The organism is Ralstonia sp. RRA (assembly GCF_037023145.1).
Lineage (GTDB): Bacteria > Pseudomonadota > Gammaproteobacteria > Burkholderiales > Burkholderiaceae > Ralstonia.
The window spans coordinates 323,907-345,535 of sequence record NZ_CP146091.1 but is presented as its reverse complement, the minus strand read 5'-3'; the positions used below and the strand labels follow the sequence as shown (position 1 = coordinate 345,535).

Genomic DNA, 21,629 nt, shown 5'->3' with positions numbered 1-21,629 from the left:
CGGGCGTTCGCGTGTTAGGTGCGTTGGCTTATTTGGTCAGCGCCACGCGCAAACCCAGACCGATGAAGATGCAGCCGCTCACGCGATCCAGCCACAGCGATGCACGCGGCGTGCGGCGCATCCAGCCGCCCAGTGCAGCCGCGCACCAGCCATACAGGCTGAACACGACGATGGTCTGCGCCATGAACACGCCGCCGAGCAGCAGCATCTGCAGCGCGGCATGCCCCGCGTGCGCATCGACGAATTGCGGCAGAAACACCACGAAGAACAGCGTGACTTTCGGATTGAGCAGGTTGGCGAACACGCTCTGGCGGAAAACCTGCCACAAGTCTGGTGCCGCTTGCGGGCCGCCGTTGCTCAGGCCGAAACCACCCTTGCTGCGCAGCGCCTGCACGCCCAGCCAGATCAGGTAAGCCGCGCCCAGCCAGCGGATCGCCTGAAACGCCACGGGCGAGGATTGCAACACCGCCGCCAGCCCCAGCGCCGCCAGCGTCGTGTGGAACAGGCAACCCGAAGCAAACCCTGCCGCCGCTGCCAGCCCAGCCTTGCGGCCCTGGCTCGCGCCACGCGCGATCACCTGCAGGTTGTCCGGCCCGGGCATCACCGTGATGGCGATGGAGGTCAGCAGAAACAGCAGCACATGGGGCATCGGTTTGTCTCCTCTACTGTCAATCGAACAATCCGCGCGAGCTCAATGGCCCGCAAAATTGCACACGGTAAAGAGCGGCAGACCGCCCTCGATCAGCAAGCGCGAGCCGCCCAGTTCCGGCAGGTCGACAATCGCCGCGCCCTCCACCACCGTCGCACCCAGGCGCTCCAGCAAGCGCTTGCCCGCCATCATGGTGCCGCCGGTGGCGATCAGGTCGTCGATCAGCAAGACACGGTCGCCGGGCTTGCAGGCATCGGAATGGATTTCCACTGTCGCGCTGCCATATTCGAGCTGGTACTCCTCCGCCACCGTGGTGAACGGCAGCTTGCCCTTTTTGCGGATCGGCACGAAGCCCAGGTTCAGTTCATACGCCACGATCGAGCCGAGGATGAACCCGCGCGCATCGATACCCGCCACCAGGTTCAACCCCTGCCCCATGTAGCGATGGATAAACACGTCCACCAGCACGCGCAGGCTTTTCGGGTCCTGCAGCAGCGGCGTGATATCGCGGAACATCACCCCCGGCTGCGGCCAGTCCGGCACGGTGCGGATGCGCTCGCGCAGATAGCGCGTCACGTCGCCCAGCTCGGTGGACGCAGGCACGGACGACGGCGTCAGCAAAGCCGCCTGATGGTGAGGAACGTTGGTCATGACAGAAATGGGAAAAGACGATTTGCGCGATGTGCCTGTCGTGTGTAGTAGCCGGCTACCACCCACGGCAGGCGGCGCGTCACCACAATGGGCAGACCGCAACCATACAGGAGACAACCGTGGCGAAGAAGATTCTGATGCTGGTGGGCGACTATGTCGAAGACTACGAGGTGATGGTGCCCTTCCAGGCCCTGCAGATGGTCGGCCACACGGTGCATGCGGTCTGCCCGGACAAGAAGGCTGGCGACTCCGTTGCCACCGCCGTGCACGACTTCGAGGGCGCGCAGACGTACTCCGAAAAGCCCGGCCATCGTTTCACCCTCAACGCCGCCTTTGCCGATGTCGACCCTGCGGCGTATGACGCGCTCGTCGTACCCGGCGGCCGCGCCCCCGAATACCTGCGCCTGAACGCCCGTGTGCTCGACATCGTGCGGCACTTTGCCCGCGCCGATAAGCCCATCGCGGCCATCTGCCACGGCGCGCAGTTGCTGTCGGCGGCGGGGGTGCTGGAGGGCAAGGCGTGTTCGGCGTATCCAGCATGTGGCCCGGAAGTCACAGCGGCAGGCGGCACATTCCAGGACATCCCCGTCGACCAGGCCCATACCGACGGCAAACTGGTCACGGCGCCCGCATGGCCGGCGCATCCTGCGTGGCTGGCGCAGTTTCTTGAAGTCCTGGGGACGCGGGTTCTACACTGATCGGGCCGCCCGCGCGCCGGGCGCTCCCCCCGGAGACCCGATATGTGCGAAATCTTCATCCGCGCCAACCCCCACTCGTACGACACCCTGGCCCGCTCGCTGCGCCTGCACGGCGTGGCGACCAGCGTGCGCCTGGAATGCCTGTTCTGGGAGGTGCTGGAAGAGATCGGCCAGCGCGATGGCCTGACGGTCAGTCAGCTCATCAGCAAGCTGTATGACGAGTTGCTGGAGCATCGGGGCGAGGTGGCCAACTTCGCCTCGTTCCTGCGCGTCTGCTGCCTGCGTTATCTGATGCTGCAGCAGGGTGGGCGCATTCCGGCGGATACCCGCGTGTCGATCCAGTCGCTGGATGCCGCTGCTGTGCTGGCGGGCCTGCCGCCAAGTCTGGCCGACACCCCGCCACCGCGCCGCTCGCGCGGGCCGCTGCTGGAGGCGCTGGCCAAGTAGCGCACCGGATTCAGCGCGGCGAGAGCCGCTCCTCCGCCATCTGCAGCCCCTCGGGGGTGCCGCGCAGCACGACGATATCGCCCAGTTCCAGCACCGTATCCGGGTCCGGATCGAGCGCGCGGATGCCTTGGCGCCGGATCGCCGTCACCGATGTCTTGAAGGTTTCCAGACCCATCGTGCCAAGCTTGCGGCCGATGGCGGGTGACCCCTTGGTCAGCGGTACCGAATGCAGGCGCACAGCATCGCGCTCCAGCATGTCTTCTTCATCGTCCTGGCCGTGAAAGTAGCCGCGCAGCAAGCTGTAGCGTGCGTCACGGGTTTCCTGCACGCGACGCACCACGCGGCGCAACGGCACGCCCAGCAGCACCAGCGCGTGCGAGGCCAGCATCAGGCTGCCTTCAATGATCTCGGGCACGACCTCCGTAGCACCGGCCTGCTGCAGGCGGTCCAGATCAGCATCGTCAATCGTGCGGACGATCACAGGCAGGGTCGGCTCCAGCGCCTGCACGTGGTGCAGCACCTTCAGCGCCGAGGCCGTATCCGCATACGTAATGGCAACCGCCGCCGCACGATGGATACCCGCCGCCACCAGCGACTCACGCCGCGCCGCATCGCCATAGACCACATGTTCGCCGGCCGCCGCCGCATCCCGCACGCGATCCGGGTCCAGGTCGAGCGCCATGTAGCCGATGCCCTCCTGCTCCACCATATGCGCCAGGTTCTGCCCGCTGCGCCCGTAGCCGCAGATGATGACGTGACGCTCGGTGGCGATGCTCTGCGCGGCGATCTTGGTCATCGCCAGCGATTGCAGCAGCCAATCCGTGCGCGAGAACCGCATGGCGATCACATCGCTGTACTGGATCAGGAACGGTGCAATCAGCATCGACAGCAGCATCGCCGCCAGGATGGCCTGGCCGAGCAGCGGGTCGATCAGGTGCATGCCGTCGATCTGGTTGAGCAGCACGAAGCCGAATTCACCGGCCTGCGCCAGCCCCAGCGCCGTGCGGATCGCCGCGCCGCCGCCCGAGCCAAAGCCGCGTGCCAGAAAGGCGATCAGCACGAACTTGAACAGCACCGGCCCGGTCACCAGCACCAGCACCAGCGCCCAGTGCTCGACCACCACGCGCGGGTCCAGCAGCATGCCCACTGTCACAAAGAACAAGCCCAGCAGCACATCGCGGAACGGCTTGATGTCTTCTTCCACCTGCAGCTTGTACGGCGTTTCTGACACCAGCATGCCGGCCAGGAACGCGCCCAGCGCCATCGACAGGCCCAGCCGCTCGGTCAACGCCGCCATGCCCAGCGTCACCAGCAGCAGGTTCAGCATGAACAGCTCCTGCGAGCGGCGCGCCGCCACCAGGTGGAACCAGCGCGACAGCAGCTTCTGTCCCAGGAACAGGATCAAGACCAGCGCGACGGTGATCTTCACCGCGGCAATGGAGAGTGTCAGTACCAGATCGGTCGGGTTCTTGCCCAGCGACGGCACCACGATCAGCAGCAGCACCACCGCCAGATCCTGGAACAGCAGCACGCTGATGATGTTGCGGCCGTGCTCGGTTTCAAGCTGCAGGCGCTCGGCCAGCATCTTCGAGACGATGGCCGTGGACGACATCGCCAATGCACCGCCCAGCGCCAAGCCCGCCTGCCACGACAGCGGATACCAGTGCGACAGCAGCATGGTGATCGGCACGGTCAGCAGCATGGTCAGCGCCACCTGCGACGCGCCCAGCCCGAACACCTGCCGCCGCATCGAGCGCAGCTTGGAGAGGTTGAACTCCAGGCCGATCGAGAACATCAGGAACACCACGCCAAACTCGGCGAGGTAGCGCGTCTGCGCAGAATCGGACTCCAGCCCCGTCGCCTTCGGCCCGATCAGCACGCCCACCACCAGGTAGGCCAGCATGGGCGGCAACTGCAGCATGCGGAACAACACCACGCCGATCACGGCGGCGGCCAACAGCACGAGAGTGAGTTCCAGCGGCGAATGCATGCAGCTCGAAAAACCAGACGAAAGGGGTTGGACAGGGTGGACAGCACCGGCGCATCAGGACGGTGCACACGGCAAACATGCCGCAGGCAGCACGCAGCGCATTGCAAGACCGATGCCAGGGTATAAACGAAGAACGCGATACGCGGGACGCCGCAAAGCAAAAAATGACGGCGTGGCGACGGGAAGGAAAGTGGTTCGAAAGAGAATTGCCGCGGCGCAGCAAAACGAAGCGCCCGTACGCTCCGCGACTCCCCGCAAGCCCAGCCCCAACGTGCGGCAAGCGGCCGGGACCCGTGTCAATCGTTGTTATACTTCGCCGCCATGATAGCGAATTTCAACCCAGATCGAGCGCTTGCGCTGGCGCAGCAAACCTTCGACATCGAAGCGCAAGCCGTACTCGGTCTCAAATCCCAGGTGTCCGCCGACTTTGCGCGCGCGGTCGAGATGGTGCTCGGCTGCACGGGGCGCGTGGTCGTCTCGGGCATGGGCAAGTCCGGTCACATTGCGCGCAAGATCGCGGCCACGCTGGCCTCGACCGGCACGCCGGCCTTCTTTGTCCACCCGGCTGAAGCCAGCCATGGCGACCTCGGCATGGTCACGCGTGACGACGTCTTCATCGGTTTCTCCAATTCCGGCGAAGTGTCGGAGCTGAACGCCATCCTGCCGCTCGTCAAGCGGCTGGGCGCCAAGCTGATCGCCGTAACGGGCAACCCGGAATCCTCCCTCGGCAAGCATGCCGATGTCGTGCTGAATTCACACGTCGACGTCGAAGCGTGCCCGCTGAACCTGGCGCCGACCGCCAGCACCACCGCCCAGATCGCGCTGGGCGACGCGCTGGCCGTGGCCGTGCTCGATGCGCGCGGCTTTGGCGCCGAAGACTTCGCCCGCTCGCACCCGGGCGGCTCGCTCGGCCGCAAGCTGCTGACCCACGTGCGTGACGTCATGCGCGCCGGCGATGCCATCCCCCGCGTGCAGGAAGACACGCCGCTGTCGCAAGCGCTGATGGAAATCACCCGCAAGGGCATGGCGATGACCGCCGTGGTCGACGCTGACGGCCACGCCGTGGGCGTCTTCACCGACGGCGACCTGCGCCGCCTGCTGGAAACGCCGCGCGACTGGCGTACCGTACCGATGACCGAGGTCATGCACCACAATCCGCGCTCGATCGGCCCCGACCAACTCGCGGTCGAGGCCGTCGAGGTCATGGAAACGCACCGCATCAACCAGCTTCTGGTGGTCGATGCCGCCGGTGTGCTGGTCGGTGCCCTGCACATCCACGACCTGACGCGCGCCAAGGTCATCTGAGCCTGACACTTCGCTGATGTCCGCGCCGGCAGAATCCCCCGTCCACAGCAACATCGACGCCCGCTTTCCGCAAGCGATGGAACGCGCCGCGCGCGTGCGCCTGATGATTTTCGACGTGGATGGCGTGCTGACCGACGGCCGCCTGCTGGTTGGCCCCGAGGGTGAGATCAGCAAGGCCTTCGACACACTCGACGGCCACGGTATCAAGTTGCTGGCCCAGGCGGGCATCACGTCGGCCATCATCACCGGCCGGCAATCCGAGATCGTTGCCTGGCGTGCCGGGGAACTCGGCATCGAACATCTGTACCAAGGCGTAGCCGACAAGCGCGAGGCGTTTGCCCACCTGCTGGCCGCGGCCGAACTGCAACCGCAGGATGCCGGCTACATGGGCGACGACTGGCCCGACCTGCCGGTGATGACGCTGGTGGGCTTTGCCGCCTGCCCGGCCCAGGCCCACATCGAGCTGCGCAACCGCGCCCATTATGTCGCCCAGGCGACAGGCGGCCGCGGCGCCGTGCGCGAAGTGGCCGACCTGATCCTCAAGGCTCAGGGCGCCTACGACAACCTGCTCGCACAACTGCTGCAGGCCCCGCAAACTTTCTGACCCCATGGCCAGCGAACGCTCCCAACGCCTCGTCTCCACCGTGCTGCAGATCATGCTGCGCGGGCTGCCGATCCTGCTGATGGCAATCGTCTGCGGTGTCACGTTCCTCCTGGTGCAGGTCAACACCCCGCAAACCGACGAAGCCGCCAACCAGCCCAAGCGCCACGTGGCCGACTATATGATGGACGGCGTCTCGGCCACCGCGCTGGACGAGAAAGGCGTGACCAAATACCGCTTCACCGGCGTCCACATGAATCACTACGAGGACGACCTGACCTACGACGTCACCTTCCCGGCGCTGCGCGTGTATGCGCCCGACCGCCCACAAGTGACCGCCCGTGCCGACCTCGGCAAGATGAACGGCGAAGGCACCATCATCGATCTGTACAACAACGCCAAGGTCGTCCGCGCGCAGGGCCCTGACCCGCACCAGGACCCGCTGATGACCGCCGACTCGACCTACTTCCAGGTGCTGCTTAACGACGACGTCGTGCGCACCGACAAGCCGGTCGAACTGCACCGCGGGCCGTCGATCATGAACGCCAACGGCCTCACCTTCAACAACGTGACCCGCCAAGTACAATTGCTCGGCAATGTGCGCGGCCGAATCGAAGGGCTGGGAGCGCCGAAGCAGTAGACAGTAAACTGCGTTCACCCCCGCCCCTGACCATGCCCATCGACCGCGCTCTTCTCTGTCTGAATTGATCTCCATGACCGACTCTCTCCGTGCCGCCGGCCTTGCCATCGCTGCTGCGCTGCTGCTCCCGGCTCTGCCCGCACATGCTGAGCGCGCCGACCGCGACAAGCCGCTGGTGCTCGAAGCCGACAACGCCAGCTACGACGATCTGAAGCAGGTCTACCACCTGACCGGTAACGTTGTGCTGACCAAGGGCACCATGGTGCTACGCTCCGACGAGGCCGATCTGCGTACCGACCCGGAGGGCTACAACTACGCCATTGCCACCTCCAAGCCCGGCAATCTGGCCTTCATCCGCCAGAAGCGCGACAACGTCGACGAGTTCATCCAGGGCTGGGGCGAGCGCATCGAATACGACGGCAAGCAAGAGATCTCCAAGCTGATCAGCCGCGCACGCATGGAACGCCTGCAGGGCGCCACGCAGCTCGATGAGATCCGTGGCGCGGTCATCACGTACGACGGCCAGAAGGAGTTCTACACGGCCTCGGGCGGCCCGGAGAACACCACCGCCGCCAACCCGTCGGGCCGCGTGCGCGCCATTCTCGCACCGCGCACCGGCACACCGGGCGCGCCGGGTACGCCCACGCCTGCCGCCAAGCCCTGATCCGCACGCCTGTCTTTCCGTATCGTCTATGTCCGCAACTACCCTCGCCCCCAAGACCGTCGCTCCGCAGGCCACGACCTCCAGCACGCTGGTCGTACGCCATCTGAAGAAGCGTTACGGCACGCGCACGGTGGTCAAGGACGTATCGCTCGACGTGAAGAGCGGTGAAGTGGTCGGCCTGCTCGGCCCCAACGGCGCGGGCAAGACCACGTCGTTCTACATGATCGTGGGCCTCGTAGCGCTGGACGCTGGCGACATCGTGCTCGACGGCGAGCACATCAGCCGCCTGCCGATCCACCAGCGCGCGCGCATGGGTCTGTCGTACCTGCCGCAGGAAGCCTCGGTGTTCCGCAAGCTCAACGTGCAGGAGAACATCCGCGCCGTGCTCGAGTTGCAGGAACAGGATGGCAAGAAGCTCTCGCAAGACGAGGTCAACCGCCGCCTCGACGGCCTGCTCGACGATCTGCAGATCGCCCACCTGCGCAACAATCCCGCACTGTCGCTTTCGGGTGGTGAGCGCCGCCGCGTGGAAATTGCCCGGGCACTGGCCTCGTCGCCGCGCTTCATCCTGCTCGATGAACCGTTTGCCGGCGTGGACCCGATCGCCGTCGGTGAAATCCAGCGCATCGTCAGCTTCCTGAAAGACCGCAACATCGGCGTGCTGATCACCGATCACAACGTGCGCGAAACCCTGGGCATCTGCGATCACGCCTACATCATCAGCGAAGGCACAGTGCTTGCCGCAGGCATGCCGGAGCAGATCATCGAAAACGAGGATGTGCGCAAGGTGTATCTGGGCGACAACTTCCGGATGTAAGCCACCGATTGATCGCACACGGCGCTTACTCCGTAAGGACGTGTGAAGGGGCGTGCGAATGGACGTGGTAAGGGCGCACCTTAAAGCAAAATCCGTTCCATCGACTGACTGTTGGGCATAGAATAGCCCGCATGAAACAGTCGCTCCAGCTCCGTCTCTCTCAGCATCTTGCGCTCACGCCGCAGTTGCAGCAGTCCATCCGGCTGCTGCAGTTATCGACCATCGAACTGCAGCAGGAAGTTGAACAGGCGCTGACCGAGAACCCGCTGCTGGAGCGGGAAAACGAGTGGCTCGACACCTCCGCGCGCATCGGCGCGGACGGCTCTGTCAACGCGCTGCAGAACAACAACGCCACGCCGCTGCCCACTGAATCGCCGCCGCCCTCGCCCAACGGCGCGGACAATTCCGACACCGCCGACAACAGCTACGACGGCCACGACAGCAGCGCCGATTTCGACAGCGATTACGGCTCCGACCGCTCTGACTGGAGCCTCGACGACTTCGCCCGCAAGCCGCAATCCGACGAAGACGACCGCGCCCCACTGCAGTTGCGCGAAGCCGAACAAAGCCTGCGCGAATTCCTCATGGAACAGCTCGCGCCGCTCAAGCTGTCGATGCGCGACAAGGGCCTCGTCATCTTCCTGATCGAATCGCTCGACGATGAGGGCTACCTCTCGGCCACGCTTGACGAGATCCTGCTCGACCTGCCCGCCGAACTCGAAGTCGAAGTCGATGAGTTGCAGGCCGCGCTGCGCATGCTGCAGAGCTTCGATCCGCCCGGCATCGGTGCGCGCTCGGCGGCCGAATGCCTGTCGCTGCAGTTGCATCGGCTCGACTCGCCAGCAAAGGCGCTCGCGCTCATCATCGTCAACCAGCATCTTGAACTGCTCGCTGCGCGCGACTACACGCGGCTGAAGAAGGCGCTGTCCGTCGATGAACCCGCGCTGAAGGCAGCGCATGAACTCATTCGTTCGTTGGCGCCGTTCCCCGGCCATGCTTTCGGCCGCGCCGAAGCCGACTTCGTGGTCCCTGACGTGGTCGTACGCAAAACAAGCGCCGGCTGGATGGCGCAGTTGAACCCGGACGTCATGCCGCGCCTGCGCATCAACGACATGTACGCGCAGATTCTGCGCGGCAGCCGTGGTGAAGCCGGTGCCGCCAACCTGCAGCAAAAGCTGCAAGAAGCTCGTTGGCTGATCAAGAACATTCAGCAGCGCTTCGACACGATCCTGCGTGTCTCGCAGGCAATTGTCGAGCGTCAAAAGAGCTTTTTCACGCACGGTGAAATCGCCATGCGCCCCTTGGTTTTGCGGGAAATAGCTGATACGCTGGGTCTACACGAGTCCACGATCTCCCGTGTGACGACAAACAAGTACATGGCAACCCCCATGGGGACTTTCGAGCTGAAGTACTTCTTCGGCAGCCATGTATCGACGGAAACCGGCGGGGCAGCGTCATCCACTGCGATACGCGCGCTCATCAAGCAACTTGTAGGAGCCGAAGACCCGAAGAATCCTCTGTCCGATAGCAGAATTGCCGAGCTGTTAGGCGAACAAGGATTCGTGGTGGCCCGTCGGACGGTGGCCAAATACCGCGAAGCCCTCAAGATCCCTGCAGTGAATCTGCGCAAGTCTTTATAGCTGCATCGCGGGCAATTCCGGTGCGGCCCATCCGTGAGAAGGAGAACCGCTATGAACTTCAAACTCAGTGGACACCACCTGGACATCACGCCACCGTTGCGTGAATACGTGGAAACGAAACTGGAGCGTGTGATCAGGCACTTCGATCAGGTGATTGGCGTCAGCGTGTTGCTATCGGTCGATAACCACAAGGAGAAGGATCGTCGCCAGTACGCAGAAGTTAACCTGCACCTCAAGGGCAAGGACGTCTTCGTCGAATCACACCATGAAGATCTTTATGCGGCCATCGACCTACTCGTCGATAAGCTGGACAGGCAAGTGATCAAGCACAAGGACCGCGTGCAAAGCCACGACCGCAACAGCGTAAAGCACGAGGCCTTCCAGGCCGTGCAGATGCAGCAATAGCACCCCGCACCGCAAAAGACCGCGCCCTCAGATGGCGCGGTTTTTTTATGCCGTGGTGCATTCCTGACGAATCCGATTGCATCCGAATTAAGTCAGGCTAAAATCTGACGAAAGTATGAATGCCGGGCGTGGCGTGGGTTTTGCCGCCATGCTGGCAACAACAGGGTCGATGCTCAGGCGCCATTTGCCTGCACCGACTGAATCGCAGCCTTGGGGGATTCGCCTTCTGTCCTGCGCGGCACACCGCTGGTGCGTCGCACAAAGCCGCGCGGCACGTGGTCTATAATGACCCGATTGTCCGCGCTATTTTGGTGCAGAAGGACGCCGCTCATTTCACGCATTGCACATGAATCGCTTGGCCAAACTGCTGCCGCCCGGGAATATTGCCCTCGACGTCAGCGTAACCAGCAAAAAGCGGGTCTTTGAACAGGCCGGTCTGCTGTTCGAAAATAACCACGGCGTCGCCCGCGCGGTCGTCACTGACAACCTGTTCGCGCGCGAATCGCTCGGCTCCACTGGGCTGGGTGCCGGCGTGGCCATCCCGCACGGCCGTATCAAGGGGCTCAAGCAACCCCTGGCAGCATTCATGCGCTTGGCCGAGCCGGTGCCGTTCGAGTCGCCCGACGGCAAGCCTGTCTCGCTACTGATCTTCCTGCTGGTGCCGGAACAGGCCACTCAGCAGCATCTGGAGATCCTCTCCGAAATAGCCCAACTGCTGTCCGATCGCGACATGCGCGAAGGCCTCGCCACCCTGCCGTCGCCCGAGGCGATTCACCAGCTATTGACCGACTGGCGACCCTGAGCGCGGCGCAATCGGTGCAGCAACGCAACCGATTGCGAATGCGCACCGCCCAGCGGCATCACCGCGCCCTGCTATGGAACTGACTGGCGTCACCGCCCAATCGATCTTCGACGACAACGCAGCTGACCTGAAGCTGTCGTGGGTCGCTGGCCTGGAAGGCGCAGACCGCGCGTTCGATGTGGATTTCGCCAAGGAGGCCACGTCAGCAGCAGACCTGGTCGGGCACTTGAACCTCATCCACCCGAACCGCATCCAGGTGCTCGGCAAGCCCGAGATCACCTACTACCAGCGCTTGTCGGAAGAAAACCGCAAGCGCCAGATGGGTGAGCTGATCCTGCTAGAACCGCCCTTCCTGGTGGTGGCAGATGGCGTGGATCCGCCGCCCGATCTGGAACTGCGTTGCACGCGCTCGTCCACGCCGCTGTTCACGTCGCCGATTTCCTCGGCGGCCGTCATTGACCACCTGCGCCTGTACCTGTCGCGCATCTCGGCGCCGCGCGTGACGATGCACGGGGTGTTTCTCGACATCCTCGGCATGGGCGTGCTCATCATGGGCGACTCGGGCCTGGGCAAGAGCGAGCTCGGCCTAGAGCTGATTTCGCGTGGTCACGGCCTGGTGGCCGACGATGCGGTCGACTTCGTGCGCCTGGGGCCGGATTTCATCGAGGGCCGCTGCCCGCCTCTGCTGCAGAACCTGCTGGAAGTGCGCGGCCTGGGCCTGCTCGACATCAAGACGATCTTCGGTGAGACGGCCGTGCGCCGGAAGATGAAGATCAAGCTAATCGTGCAGCTCGTGCGCCGCAACGACGGCGAGTTCGAGCGACTGCCGCTGGATTCGCAATACCTCGATGTGCTCGGCTTGCCGATCCACATGGTAAAGATTCAGGTGGCGGCCGGCCGCAACTTGGCTGTGCTGGTCGAGGCCGCCGTGCGCAACACCATCCTGCGCCTGCGCGGCATCGACACGCTGCGCGATTTCATGGACCGCCAGCGCGCCGCCATGCAGGCTGAAGCGGCGTCGCATTCGCCCCAGGGCCGGTTGCTTTAACAAAGTCGTTACAAAGCTTCGCAATTCGAGGGGTTTTACCCTAGTTTTGTCGAGAAACGTCAACCCGACATGCACCCGCCCCGTTGTGGAGGGGAATGCGCCGGGCACGCACGCGGCGGCGTTCATCGCGAGCGCGGCGGCTTATCTCCGCCCGCTCTTCTGACGGTACCCAAGGAGAACACGACGATGAAACAACTGATTGCCGCTTGCGCCCTGGCGCTCCCGTTCCTGGCCGGCCAGGCGTTCGCCCAAGGCAGCGCACCGGCCGCTGCTGCTCCGGCCACACCTGCAGCCGCCCCGGCAGCCAAGAATTCGCAGCAGGACAAGATGAAGCAATGCAACATGGACGCCGCCGGCAAGAAGGGCGATGAGCGTAAGGCGTTCATGAAGGGCTGCCTGTCGGACAAGCCTGCAGCTGCCGCCGCGCCGATGACCCAGCAACAAAAGATGGCTGCCTGCTCCAAGGCCAACAAGGGCAAGAAGGGCGACGACTTCAAGAACGCCCAGAAAGAGTGCCTCTCGAAGGGCTGAGCATCCGCTTAGCTTCGCGCTAAAAAGGCGGCCGGCGCGGTCGCCTTTTTTATTGGTCGCTGCTTTGCAACACAGGGATGCTATCCTCGAGGCATGCGGATCATTCTCATCACCGGTATGTCGGGTTCAGGGAAATCGGTCGCCCTGAACGTGCTCGAAGACGCAGGCTACTACTGCGTCGACAACCTGCCCGCGCAGTTCATTCCCGAACTGGCGCGCTATCTGGCGGACCAGGGCTACACGCACCTGGGCGTTGCCACCGACATCCGCAGCCGCGAATCGCTGCGCAAGGTGCCTGAGACCATCACGACGCTGCGCAAGGAACACGACGTGCGCATGCTGTTCCTGACCGCCAGCACGAACGCATTGGTGCAACGGTATTCAGAAACGCGCCGTCGCCACCCGCTCTCCATCCGCAACGGTCGCCCCGCATCTGCGCATGCGAACGCTGAGCCGCCGCAAGCGCCGAAAGACGCTGACACGTCGCTCATCGAAGCCATCGAGATGGAGCGCGAGTTGCTCAGCCCGCTGGCCGACCCTGCACATCGCATCGACACCAGCACGCTGCGCACCAACGCCCTGCGCGCGTACATCAAGGAATTCATCAGCGACGAACCGCACGACATCACGCTGATGTTCGAATCGTTCGGTTTCAAGCACGGCGTGCCGACAGATGCCGACCTTGTCTTCGACGTGCGCTCGCTGCCGAACCCGTACTACGACACCCAGTTGCGCCCACTGACCGGCCGCGACCAACCCGTCATCGACTTCCTGCAAAGCCAGCCGATGGTGCTGGCCATGGCCGAAGACATCCGCGCGTACGTCGAAAAGTGGCTGCCGAGTTTCATTGCCGACAACCGCAGCTACCTGACGGTGGCGATCGGCTGCACGGGCGGACAGCATCGTTCGGTGTATATCGCCGAGCGGCTCGCCACGTACTTCCGCGCGCATGGTAATGTGTTGGTCCGCCACCGCGAATTGGCCGTAGAGGGCTGAACCGCGCGCCATGCGCGCCGGGCCAGCCCCGCAGGATGTACGGATACGGCTTGCGCGGCGCCACGCGAAAGTCTTGCCGCCGTCCGCTCCACTCGCTCATGCAAGAAGACATCGCTCTCTCGCCGTTCTCGCCGCTGCCGCCGCTGCCCACCGAGCTGTCGCTGTTTCCGCTGCACACGGTGCTGTTTCCCGGCGGTCTTCTCCCGCTGCGTATTTTCGAAGCCCGCTATATGGATATGGTCCGCACCTGCCTGCGCGACCAGACCCCCTTCGGCGTCTGCCTGATCGAGCGCGGCAATGAAGTCGCCACGGCAGATGCGTCGACCGTGCCGGTGGACGTCGGCTGCATCGCCCACATCGTCGAATGCGACATGGAGCAACTGGGCCTGCTGATGATCAAGGTGCGCGGCACGCAGCGCTTCAAGGTGCTGTCATTCGAGACCACGGCCAACGGTCTGATGCGCGGCACGGTGGAGCCCATCGGCGCCGACGTGCAAGACTGCAAGGGCGAGCTTTTCGATGATTGCGTGAATGCCCTGCGCCGCATCGTCACGACCTTGAGCACGCGCGAAGACGGCCAGGTGCTGATGGCCGAGCCGTACGAGTGGAACAGCCCAAGCTGGGTCGCCAACCGGCTGTGTGAATTGCTGCCGGTGCCGCTCAAGGCCAAGCAGAAGCTGATGGAACTGATGGACGCCGGCATGCGCATCGAGATCGTCCATCGCTACATGAAGCAGCATCACATTCTCTGATGCTGCACCGGCCGGGCGAGGTTTAGAGCAAGCTCGGCTGCACCAATGTCTCCAGCGCCAACTTTACAGGCGCGGGCAATCCCACTGAATTCAACTGTGCAAGCGGTACCCAGCGCCAGTCATCGTCGAGCGTGGCTGGCTTGGTGATGTCCGCGTGCAGCAAGTGCATGTGCAGACGGAAATGCGTGAAGGTGTGCGTGAGCGCGCCTGCAGCTTCCACATCTGAGACGGTGCCGTACGCCAGCGCGGCCTGACGCACGGTATCCGCATCCAAGGGATGCGCGTCGAGCGCATCGTCCATCTCGCCCACCAGCGGCAGCGACCACAGTCCACCCCAGATACCGCGTTGCGGACGTCGCTGCAGCAGCACGGTTTCGCCGTGCAGCGCGATCACCATCGTGGCGGCGCGCTCTGGAATTGCCTTGCGCGGACGCGGCACCGGCAGTTCCATCACGCGATCGGTGCTGCGCGCCTCGCACAGGGATTCGAGCGGACATGCGCGCTCGCCTGTCAGGCACGCGGGCTTACCTCGCGTGCAGACGGTGGCGCCCATATCCATCAAACCCTGCGTGTACGGTTGGATACCGTCGGCCGGTGGCAGCACGGCTTCGGCGATGCGCCATAGGGTGTCTTCAACGCGCTTGTCGCCAGGAAAACCGTCGATGCCGAACACCCGCGCGAAGACGCGCTTGACGTTGCCATCGAGGATGGCTGCACGCACGCCATACGAAAACGCGGCGATGGCCGCAGCGGTCGAGCGCCCGATCCCCGGCAGCGATGCCAACACTTCAGGATCGCGCGGGAAGATGCCGCCATGCTCCGCAACGACGATCTGCGCACAACGATGCAGGTTGCGCGCCCGCGTGTAGTAGCCGAGGCCGGCCCACGCGGCCATCACGTCGTCTGCCGGCGCCGCAGCCAGGGCCTGCACCGTCGGAAAACGTTCGATAAAGCGTGCGTAGTAACCGAGCACGGCCGACACTTGCGTCTGCTGGAGCATGATCTCCGACAGCCACGTGCGATACGCATCGCCGGTGTTCTGCCATGGCAGGTGGTGACGACCGTGACGCTGCTGCCACGCAATCACGCGCACAGCGAAATCATCAGGAAGCATCGGTAGTGCGGGAGCGGGTTGCGCGGGTCGGCGCGTGCGGCGTGGGGTGGCGGTCATGCGTGTGATGAAGAAGCGGCGCACGGAAGATGCGCGCTGGCGGCGATCCTACCAGAACGAAAAAGGCGCCCGCGGGCGCCTTTTCACGAACATGCGAGCACGGTCAAGCCGCGACCGAGTGCCGCTCCAAGAGCGTCCCGGCGGCAAGGATGCGATCGGTGTACTGGGCGATCGTGCCGCTGCGCTCATCCAACGTGTTGAGCAGCGCTTCGAGTTCCGCAATACGCGCTTCCAGCGTGTCGGTGGCTTCGTGGATGCGCTCGATCGAATCGACGCGCTTGCGCAGTTGCTTCTGGTGATCGCGCACCTGCGCTTCGAGCGGCGTCATGACGGACTTCAGCCAGATCTCGATATCGCGGTTCATGTCCTGGAAGGTATCCAGCACGCGGCTGGCCACCGTCGAGAACGCGCCGTGCACGAGCTGCGGCTTCGGACGCGTCAGGAAGCTGAACGCGCCGAAGTGGTTGTGCGCGAGCATCAGCGTTTCTTTCAGATCGGCGTCGTAGCGCGTGCCCAGGAAGCGCAGCGGCGGCGACAGCGTGAAGCCGTGCTCGGCGTTGAACTTCTTGTACATGCCATCGACCATCTGGTGCAGCTGGTCGATGCGGTTGGCTGCGTCGCGTACCAAGCCCGTCAGGTGCGCGAACAGCTTGTCCATGTCGTCGCGCAGGCCGCGCGAGAACACGCGCTCCTTCATCTTTTCGCGCGCTTCACGCATGGTCGAGCGGATCTGCTTGAGCTGCACGCTCTTGATGATCTCCGCGCTGTGGCGGCCGAACACCGTACGCAGCGCCTGGAACTTGGCGATGCTCTGCTCGAACTCTTCCTTCTCGCCCTGCACGCGCATCAGCATGTGCTTGACCATCGTGTGGTTCTTGCCGCGCAGGCCGCGCAGCTCGAACAACTGCTCGACGATGTCGCGGCGGCGCATCTGCAGCAGTTGCTGCGCACCGGTCGCCATGTCCTTCACAGCCAGTTGCACTTGCTCGGTGACGATCTCGCGACGCTGCGGAATCAGCTGATCCGACAGCACCGACTCCAACTCCAGCAGGCGGCTCTTGGCCAACAGCTCATGGTCTTGGCTGACCTTGGCCACCAAGCCCTTCTGCGCCGACACCGGATACACGCGCTCGACATCGATATCGAGCACCTGCGCCGTGGTCATGATCTGGCGGCTAACTTCGTTCTCGACTTCCTGCTCAGTCTTGAGCGGGTCCCACAGGCCGTCGACCTTGTTGAGCACAGCGATGCAGCCCTTACGCTGCCCACCGCCCACGTGCGAGCGCCACAGCTCCAGGTCGCTCTTGGTCACGCCGGCATCGGCTGCCAGCACGAACACGACGACGTGCGCATCCGGAATCAGGCGCAGCGTCAGCTCAGGCTCAGTACCGATGGCGTTCAGGCCCGGCGTATCCAGGATCACCAGCCCCTGCTTGAGCATCGGGTGCGGGAAATTGATGATCGCGTGGCGCCACTTCGACACTTCCACCGTGCCGGCGGCATCCACCGAGAAGGCCGCGTCCGGATCGGCGTCGTTGTACAGACCGAGCTGCTCGGCCTCTTCCCTGGGCACGCGCACGGTTTCTACCACGTGGCGGAACGCTTCGAGCATGCCCTCGGGCGACGACGGATCAAGCGGCACCGACAGCCAGTGGCTGCCGGCATCGCGGAAGTCAGCGGTCGAGGCGTCATGCAGACGCGTCTCGATCGGCAGCAGACGGATCGACGGCGGATAGCTTTCGTCGTACATCAGCTCGGTCGGACACATCGTGGTCCGGCCCGCCGACGACGGCAGAATGCGGCGGCCAAAGTCTGCAAAGAAGATGGCGTTGATCAGTTCGCTCTTGCCGCGAGAGAACTCGGCAATGAAAGCGACCTTGAGCTTGTCGCTGCGCAGGACACCGCGGATGCGTTGCGCGCGCATGTCGGCCTGGGCGTCGTACAGCTCCTGGGCTTGCAGCCAGTCCTGGAATTCTCCCACCGACTGCAGTACCGAAGCGCGCCAAGTGCCGTACTGCTCGAACTGTGTGCTCAGTGTGTTATTCATCGTTCTGTCTTATTTTGTGCGCGCCCCGACCATGCAAATGCGCGCCCCCTCGGCATCGCTATTACCGCCCATTACGGCACAGAAATGCACAAATTTAGGTGGAACGATACAGGGAACCGACAGGTTCCGGGAGAACTTTCCGCCGACTTGTCCGGGCCGGGCAGCCAAGTGTTGCGGGATGCCATCGGCAGCCCGTCACCCCCCTTCGAAAACCTTGCGAAATGACGGGCAAATCGCTTTGAAAGCCGCTTCAGCGCTGGCAGGTCGGGCAATAGAACGTGGAGCGCTGGCCCTGGACGATCTGGCGGATCGGTGTACCGCACACGCGGCATGGCAGACCGGCCCGGTCGTACACGAACGCCTCGAGCTGGAAATACCCGCTCTGGCCATCGGAACCAACGAAATCGCGCAGCGTGCTGCCACCCCGGGCGATGGCGTCGGCCAGCGTGGCACGAACGGCGTCGGCCAGCGCGGCGTAGCGCGGCCGGCTGATGCGCCCGGCTGCCGTGGTGGGCCGGATGCCGGCCCTGAACAGGCTTTCCGAACAGTAGATGTTGCCCACGCCGACCACGATATCGCCCGCCAGCAGCGCCGATTTAATGGCGACGCTGCGCCCGCGCGTGCGGGTGTACATCCAATCGCCGTCGAAGCGCGCATCGAAGGGCTCAATGCCGAGATTGCGCAGCAGCGGGTGGTCAGCCAATCCGGCTTCATCGCCAAGGTGCCAGAGCACGGCACCAAACCGGCGCGGATCGCGATAGCGCAGCGTGATCGGTACGCCGGTTGCGTCGACCAGTTCAAGGTCCACGTGATCATGCGGGCCGGGTGAAACCGGGGTTTCCAGCACACGCAGGGTGCCGGTCATGCCGAGGTGGATCAGCAGCCAGCCGCCGGCGGTATCGGCACGGCCTGCGTCGGGCATGCATTCAATCAGCAGATACTTGCCACGGCGCAACAGGCGCGTGACGGTCAGGCCGGCGAGCAACGCTGGCAAGGCAGGATCCACCGGCCAGCGCAGCCCGTGATGGCGCACCACCGCGCGCACGATACGTCGCCCCGTAATATGCGGTAGCAGACCCAGGCGGGTGACTTCCACCTCTGGCAACTCAGGCATCGAACCTCCGTCGCATGTGCTGCTCCAACCTTTTTTACGATGCGGGCGATTGTAGCGGTCAGGCTACAATGCCCTGAACCCCATCTGGAGCTTCAAGACCATGCCCCACGCTTTCTCCCGTTCGCCAGCGACGCAACGCCCGCGGCGATTTCCGCGCAGCCGAGCGATCCTGCTCGCCTCGCTGATTGCGGGAGGATTGGCAAGTCTGCCGGCATGGGCGGCACACTCAACCGCCGCAGCCCCGCTGATCGCCCAGGCAGCACAGGAAGGCGGCACCGGCAACCGCCCCACCATCACGCTCGAGCGCTCGCGCCCGCGTGGCGGCCTGCTGAATTCGGAGCGTACCGATCTGCCGTCGGTCGCGCTCGATCAAGACATCATGTACCGCGTGCTGGCGTCAGAAATCTCGCTGCAGCGAGGGCTGGTCGAGCCTGCATACCGCACCTACCTGGATCTCGCGCAAGACACGCGCGACCCGCGCTTCGCCCAGCGTGCGACTGAAATCGCCTTCCTGACCCGCTCGCCTGCACAGGCGCTGACCGCCTCGCGGCTGTGGGTCGAGCTGTCGCCGACCTCCATGCCTGCGCGCCAGGTGCAGCAGCTTCTGCTGGTGGCCACGGGCAAGTGGTCCGAGGTTGAGCCGATGCTGCAGGCGCAGTTGAACAAGGTGTCGCCCGGCCAACGCGCCGACGCCATCCTGCAGCTGCAGCAGCAGATGTCCAAGAGCACCGACCCGGCCGGCGCGGCGGCAGCCCTGCAGCGCATCGCCTCGCACGACATGCAGCGCCCCGAGACGCACCTCGCCCTGGCACGCGCCAAGGTCGTCGCCAAGGATGCGCCCGGCGCATTGACCGAACTGGACACCGCCCTCAAGCTGCGCCCCGGCTATGAAGACGCCGCCATCCTGGCCGCCGAGCTGCGCGCCGACAACGATCCCGATGCCGCCATTGCCGGCCTGCGCACCTTCCTGAAGGCCGCGCCAGCCTCCATCGACGGCCATCTGGCGCTCGCCCGCATGTACCTCGTGCGCGATCAGCAAGACAAGGCCCGCGGCGAATTCGAAGCACTCAAGAAGATCGCCCCCAACGATGCGCGCATCACGCTGGCACTGGGCCTGCTGACACTGCAGCAGCGCCAGTACGACGCCGCCGAGCGCTACCTGAAGGAGTACGTCGCGGCAACGGCCAAGTCGCCCACGCTGAGCCCCGAACCCGGCTACCAGGGCCTCGCCCAGCTCGCCGAGGAGAAGCACGACTACGTCGGCGCGCTGGCCTGGGTCGACAAGATCACCGGCTCGGCCAATGGTGACGCTGACGGCCAGACCGCACTCGCAGCCGGCATCAAGCGCGGCCAATTGCTCGGCAAACTGCGCCGCATCGACGAAGCACAACAAGCTTTCGACGAACTCGTTGCCGATTCGGAAGACATTCCCGACGGCCCGCGCCGCCAAGCCCTGATAGATGGTATCCGCCAGGCCGAAATCGGCATGCTGATGGACGCCAAGGCCTTCGGCCGCGCCCGTGCCCGCGTCAATGAGCTGCTGAAGAACGACCCGGACAACGTTGAATACACGTACCAACTGGCGATGCTCGAAGAGCACGACGGCCACTACGACAACATGGAAACGCTGCTGCGCAAGGTGATCGACCTGCGCCCCGGCCAAGCCATCGGCTACAACGCACTCGGCTACTCGCTGGCCGATCGCAACGTGCGTCTGCAGGAAGCGCAGGAGTTGCTGGAGAAGGCCGTTTCACTGGCGCCGGGCGATCCCTACATTGCCGACAGCCTGGGCTGGGTCAAATACCGCCGCGGCGATCTGCCGGCCGCCACCGACATCCTGCGCAAGGCATGGAGCTCCGCGCCGCAAGCCGAGATCGGCGCCCACCTGGGTGAGGTCCTGTGGCAATCAGGCAAGCAGGACGATGCGCGCAAGATCTGGACGGAAGCATCCAAGCTCGACATCAACGACAACACCCTGCGCGACACGCTGCGCCGCTTCGGCCAGCCGATTCCCGACGTTCCCGTGAGCGCGAACTGATGACGCTGCAGTTTTCCCGCGCGCTCGGCGCATTGGTGCTGGGCGTGAGTTGTGTGGTGTTTGCAGGCTGTGCAAGCGTGCGCCCAGCCAACGACTTGTTCGCAGGCTCACAAGACAACGACACCACCATCACGCGCTATCAGGGCCGGTTCTCGGCGCGCTACACGCAAGGCAACGCGGAGCAAAGCGCGGTGGGCAGCTTCCTGTGGCGCGAGCGCGGCACCGATGTGCAGCTTGAGTTGATGTCCCCGCTGGGCCAGACGCTGGCCGTGGTCAGCCAGAACAATCAGGGCGCCACGCTTGAACTGCCCAACCAGCCACCGCGCCGCGCACCCGAAGTCGATACGCTGATGCAGGATGCACTCGGCTTCTCGCTGCCGGTGTCTGGTCTGCGCGACTGGCTGCGCGCCCGTCCTGCCCCTGGCACGCCGGCTCGCGTGGCACGCGACGCGCAATCGCGGCCCGAAACCATCGAACAGAACGGCTGGACCGTGCACTACGTCGCCTGGACGGACGACACCTCCGCCGACGCGCGCATCCGCCGGCTCGATCTTGATCGCCCGCAGGGCACCAACGGACCGCTCACGGTGCGGCTCGTGCTGGACCAGTAACATCGTCATCGC

The 21,629-nt window shown here is 64.4% G+C and carries 22 protein-coding genes; 16 read left to right on the top strand and 6 right to left on the bottom strand.

The genetic code is table 11. The annotated features are described in order from the left end of the window. Positions 1-28: 28 nt before the first annotated feature. Together V6657_RS01735 and V6657_RS01730 are read right to left on the bottom strand one after the other, a co-directional pair. On the bottom strand, positions 29-649 hold the full coding sequence (locus tag V6657_RS01735) for a LysE family translocator (RefSeq protein ID WP_048933936.1): 621 nt from the start codon (positions 647-649) through the stop codon (positions 29-31). Positions 650-691: 42 nt separating this feature from the next. Beyond that, on the bottom strand, positions 692-1,300 hold the full coding sequence (locus V6657_RS01730) for an adenine phosphoribosyltransferase (RefSeq protein WP_048933935.1): 609 nt from the start codon (positions 1,298-1,300) through the stop codon (positions 692-694). 119 nt (positions 1,301-1,419) lie between these two features. Here V6657_RS01730 and V6657_RS01725 point away from each other — a divergent pair, with 119 nt between their 5' ends. Beyond that, on the top strand, positions 1,420-1,998 hold the full coding sequence (locus V6657_RS01725) for a DJ-1/PfpI family protein (RefSeq protein WP_048933934.1): 579 nt from the start codon (positions 1,420-1,422) through the stop codon (positions 1,996-1,998). Positions 1,999-2,040: 42 nt separating this feature from the next. Continuing rightward, positions 2,041-2,445 carry a ribbon-helix-helix domain-containing protein gene (locus tag V6657_RS01720; protein WP_048933933.1) on the top strand — a complete coding sequence of 135 codons (405 nt, stop codon included), beginning with the start codon at positions 2,041-2,043 and terminating at the stop codon, positions 2,443-2,445. A gap of 10 nt (positions 2,446-2,455) precedes the next feature. Here the strand turns inward: V6657_RS01720 and V6657_RS01715 are convergent, their stop codons facing one another. Further along, the gene (locus V6657_RS01715) at positions 2,456-4,435 is read right to left on the bottom strand and encodes a monovalent cation:proton antiporter family protein (protein ID WP_048933932.1); all 1,980 of its coding nucleotides are present in this window, start codon (positions 4,433-4,435) and stop codon (positions 2,456-2,458) included. A 321-nt stretch (positions 4,436-4,756) separates the two neighbouring features. Here V6657_RS01715 and V6657_RS01710 point away from each other — a divergent pair, with 321 nt between their 5' ends. The 12 genes from V6657_RS01710 to V6657_RS01655 all read left to right on the top strand — a co-directional run bounded on the left by V6657_RS01710 (position 4,757) and on the right by V6657_RS01655 (position 14,636). Continuing rightward, the gene (locus V6657_RS01710; protein ID WP_048933931.1) at positions 4,757-5,740 is read left to right on the top strand and encodes a KpsF/GutQ family sugar-phosphate isomerase; all 984 of its coding nucleotides are present in this window, start codon (positions 4,757-4,759) and stop codon (positions 5,738-5,740) included. Positions 5,741-5,756: 16 nt separating this feature from the next. Next, positions 5,757-6,344: an HAD family hydrolase gene (locus V6657_RS01705; RefSeq protein WP_048933930.1), complete on the top strand. Its 588-nt coding sequence runs from the start codon at positions 5,757-5,759 to the stop codon at positions 6,342-6,344. Between the two features lie 4 nt (positions 6,345-6,348). Further along, complete coding sequence (gene lptC / locus V6657_RS01700) at positions 6,349-6,981, top strand: LPS export ABC transporter periplasmic protein LptC (RefSeq protein ID WP_048933929.1); 633 nt, start codon at positions 6,349-6,351, stop codon at positions 6,979-6,981. Between the two features lie 73 nt (positions 6,982-7,054). Continuing rightward, the gene (gene lptA, locus V6657_RS01695; RefSeq protein WP_048933928.1) at positions 7,055-7,645 is read left to right on the top strand and encodes a lipopolysaccharide transport periplasmic protein LptA; all 591 of its coding nucleotides are present in this window, start codon (positions 7,055-7,057) and stop codon (positions 7,643-7,645) included. Positions 7,646-7,673: 28 nt separating this feature from the next. Next, positions 7,674-8,462, top strand: a complete 789-nt coding sequence (lptB, locus tag V6657_RS01690) for an LPS export ABC transporter ATP-binding protein (protein ID WP_048933927.1) — start codon at positions 7,674-7,676, stop codon at positions 8,460-8,462. 131 nt (positions 8,463-8,593) lie between these two features. Next, the gene (locus V6657_RS01685) at positions 8,594-10,102 is read left to right on the top strand and encodes an RNA polymerase factor sigma-54 (RefSeq protein WP_048933926.1); all 1,509 of its coding nucleotides are present in this window, start codon (positions 8,594-8,596) and stop codon (positions 10,100-10,102) included. Positions 10,103-10,153: 51 nt separating this feature from the next. Continuing rightward, entirely contained in the window at positions 10,154-10,507 is a 354-nt protein-coding gene (gene raiA / locus V6657_RS01680; protein ID WP_048933925.1) for a ribosome-associated translation inhibitor RaiA, read from the top strand. Positions 10,508-10,853: 346 nt separating this feature from the next. Continuing rightward, positions 10,854-11,309 carry a PTS IIA-like nitrogen regulatory protein PtsN gene (gene ptsN, locus V6657_RS01675; RefSeq protein ID WP_021196400.1) on the top strand — a complete coding sequence of 152 codons (456 nt, stop codon included), beginning with the start codon at positions 10,854-10,856 and terminating at the stop codon, positions 11,307-11,309. A gap of 73 nt (positions 11,310-11,382) precedes the next feature. Continuing rightward, a complete protein-coding gene (hprK, locus tag V6657_RS01670) occupies positions 11,383-12,357 on the top strand; it encodes an HPr(Ser) kinase/phosphatase (protein WP_021196399.1) in 975 nt (324 codons plus the stop codon). Between the two features lie 186 nt (positions 12,358-12,543). After that, on the top strand, positions 12,544-12,888 hold the full coding sequence (locus tag V6657_RS01665) for a PsiF family protein (protein WP_048933924.1): 345 nt from the start codon (positions 12,544-12,546) through the stop codon (positions 12,886-12,888). A gap of 93 nt (positions 12,889-12,981) precedes the next feature. Then, positions 12,982-13,884, top strand: a complete 903-nt coding sequence (gene rapZ, locus V6657_RS01660) for an RNase adapter RapZ (protein WP_021196397.1) — start codon at positions 12,982-12,984, stop codon at positions 13,882-13,884. A gap of 98 nt (positions 13,885-13,982) precedes the next feature. Next, positions 13,983-14,636: an LON peptidase substrate-binding domain-containing protein gene (locus V6657_RS01655; protein ID WP_048933923.1), complete on the top strand. Its 654-nt coding sequence runs from the start codon at positions 13,983-13,985 to the stop codon at positions 14,634-14,636. A 22-nt stretch (positions 14,637-14,658) separates the two neighbouring features. On the opposite strand, the gene mutY is transcribed toward V6657_RS01655, so the two are convergent. The 3 genes from mutY to mutM form a co-directional block, all read right to left on the bottom strand. Beyond that, positions 14,659-15,807, bottom strand: coding sequence for an A/G-specific adenine glycosylase (gene mutY, locus V6657_RS01650; RefSeq protein WP_048934172.1), 1,149 nt, complete (start codon positions 15,805-15,807; stop codon positions 14,659-14,661). 103 nt (positions 15,808-15,910) lie between these two features. After that, positions 15,911-17,854 (bottom strand): dynamin-like GTPase family protein, encoded by a 1,944-nt coding sequence (locus tag V6657_RS01645; protein ID WP_048933922.1) that lies wholly within the window; start codon positions 17,852-17,854, stop codon positions 15,911-15,913. A gap of 250 nt (positions 17,855-18,104) precedes the next feature. Then, on the bottom strand, positions 18,105-18,968 hold the full coding sequence (gene mutM, locus V6657_RS01640; protein WP_048933921.1) for a bifunctional DNA-formamidopyrimidine glycosylase/DNA-(apurinic or apyrimidinic site) lyase: 864 nt from the start codon (positions 18,966-18,968) through the stop codon (positions 18,105-18,107). 100 nt (positions 18,969-19,068) lie between these two features. On the opposite strand from mutM, the gene V6657_RS01635 reads away from it, so the two are divergent. Next, entirely contained in the window at positions 19,069-21,006 is a 1,938-nt protein-coding gene (locus V6657_RS01635) for a tetratricopeptide repeat protein (protein ID WP_048933920.1), read from the top strand. Continuing rightward, positions 21,006-21,617: a lipoprotein insertase outer membrane protein LolB gene (lolB, locus tag V6657_RS01630; RefSeq protein ID WP_048933919.1), complete on the top strand. Its 612-nt coding sequence runs from the start codon at positions 21,006-21,008 to the stop codon at positions 21,615-21,617. The genes V6657_RS01635 and lolB overlap by 1 nt, the downstream gene beginning before the upstream one ends. Positions 21,618-21,629: the final 12 nt, after the last annotated feature.

Coding starts and splice junctions, on each gene's coding strand:
- lptA (WP_048933928.1), top strand. CDS start 7,055: ATGACCGACTCTCTCCGTGCCGCCGGCCTTGCCATCGCTGCTGCGCTG.
- raiA (WP_048933925.1), top strand. CDS start 10,154: ATGAACTTCAAACTCAGTGGACACCACCTGGACATCACGCCACCGTTG.
- hprK (WP_021196399.1), top strand. CDS start 11,383: ATGGAACTGACTGGCGTCACCGCCCAATCGATCTTCGACGACAACGCA.
- lolB (WP_048933919.1), top strand. CDS start 21,006: ATGACGCTGCAGTTTTCCCGCGCGCTCGGCGCATTGGTGCTGGGCGTG.
- V6657_RS01710 (WP_048933931.1), top strand. CDS start 4,757: ATGATAGCGAATTTCAACCCAGATCGAGCGCTTGCGCTGGCGCAGCAA.
- V6657_RS01665 (WP_048933924.1), top strand. CDS start 12,544: ATGAAACAACTGATTGCCGCTTGCGCCCTGGCGCTCCCGTTCCTGGCC.
- lptC (WP_048933929.1), top strand. CDS start 6,349: ATGGCCAGCGAACGCTCCCAACGCCTCGTCTCCACCGTGCTGCAGATC.
- V6657_RS01730 (WP_048933935.1), bottom strand. CDS start 1,300: ATGACCAACGTTCCTCACCATCAGGCGGCTTTGCTGACGCCGTCGTCC.
- lptB (WP_048933927.1), top strand. CDS start 7,674: ATGTCCGCAACTACCCTCGCCCCCAAGACCGTCGCTCCGCAGGCCACG.
- rapZ (WP_021196397.1), top strand. CDS start 12,982: ATGCGGATCATTCTCATCACCGGTATGTCGGGTTCAGGGAAATCGGTC.
- V6657_RS01685 (WP_048933926.1), top strand. CDS start 8,594: ATGAAACAGTCGCTCCAGCTCCGTCTCTCTCAGCATCTTGCGCTCACG.
- V6657_RS01645 (WP_048933922.1), bottom strand. CDS start 17,854: ATGAATAACACACTGAGCACACAGTTCGAGCAGTACGGCACTTGGCGC.
- V6657_RS01735 (WP_048933936.1), bottom strand. CDS start 649: ATGCCCCATGTGCTGCTGTTTCTGCTGACCTCCATCGCCATCACGGTG.
- V6657_RS01635 (WP_048933920.1), top strand. CDS start 19,069: ATGCCCCACGCTTTCTCCCGTTCGCCAGCGACGCAACGCCCGCGGCGA.
- mutY (WP_048934172.1), bottom strand. CDS start 15,807: ATGACCGCCACCCCACGCCGCACGCGCCGACCCGCGCAACCCGCTCCC.
- V6657_RS01715 (WP_048933932.1), bottom strand. CDS start 4,435: ATGCATTCGCCGCTGGAACTCACTCTCGTGCTGTTGGCCGCCGCCGTG.
- mutM (WP_048933921.1), bottom strand. CDS start 18,968: ATGCCTGAGTTGCCAGAGGTGGAAGTCACCCGCCTGGGTCTGCTACCG.
- V6657_RS01705 (WP_048933930.1), top strand. CDS start 5,757: ATGTCCGCGCCGGCAGAATCCCCCGTCCACAGCAACATCGACGCCCGC.
- V6657_RS01655 (WP_048933923.1), top strand. CDS start 13,983: ATGCAAGAAGACATCGCTCTCTCGCCGTTCTCGCCGCTGCCGCCGCTG.
- V6657_RS01720 (WP_048933933.1), top strand. CDS start 2,041: ATGTGCGAAATCTTCATCCGCGCCAACCCCCACTCGTACGACACCCTG.
- ptsN (WP_021196400.1), top strand. CDS start 10,854: ATGAATCGCTTGGCCAAACTGCTGCCGCCCGGGAATATTGCCCTCGAC.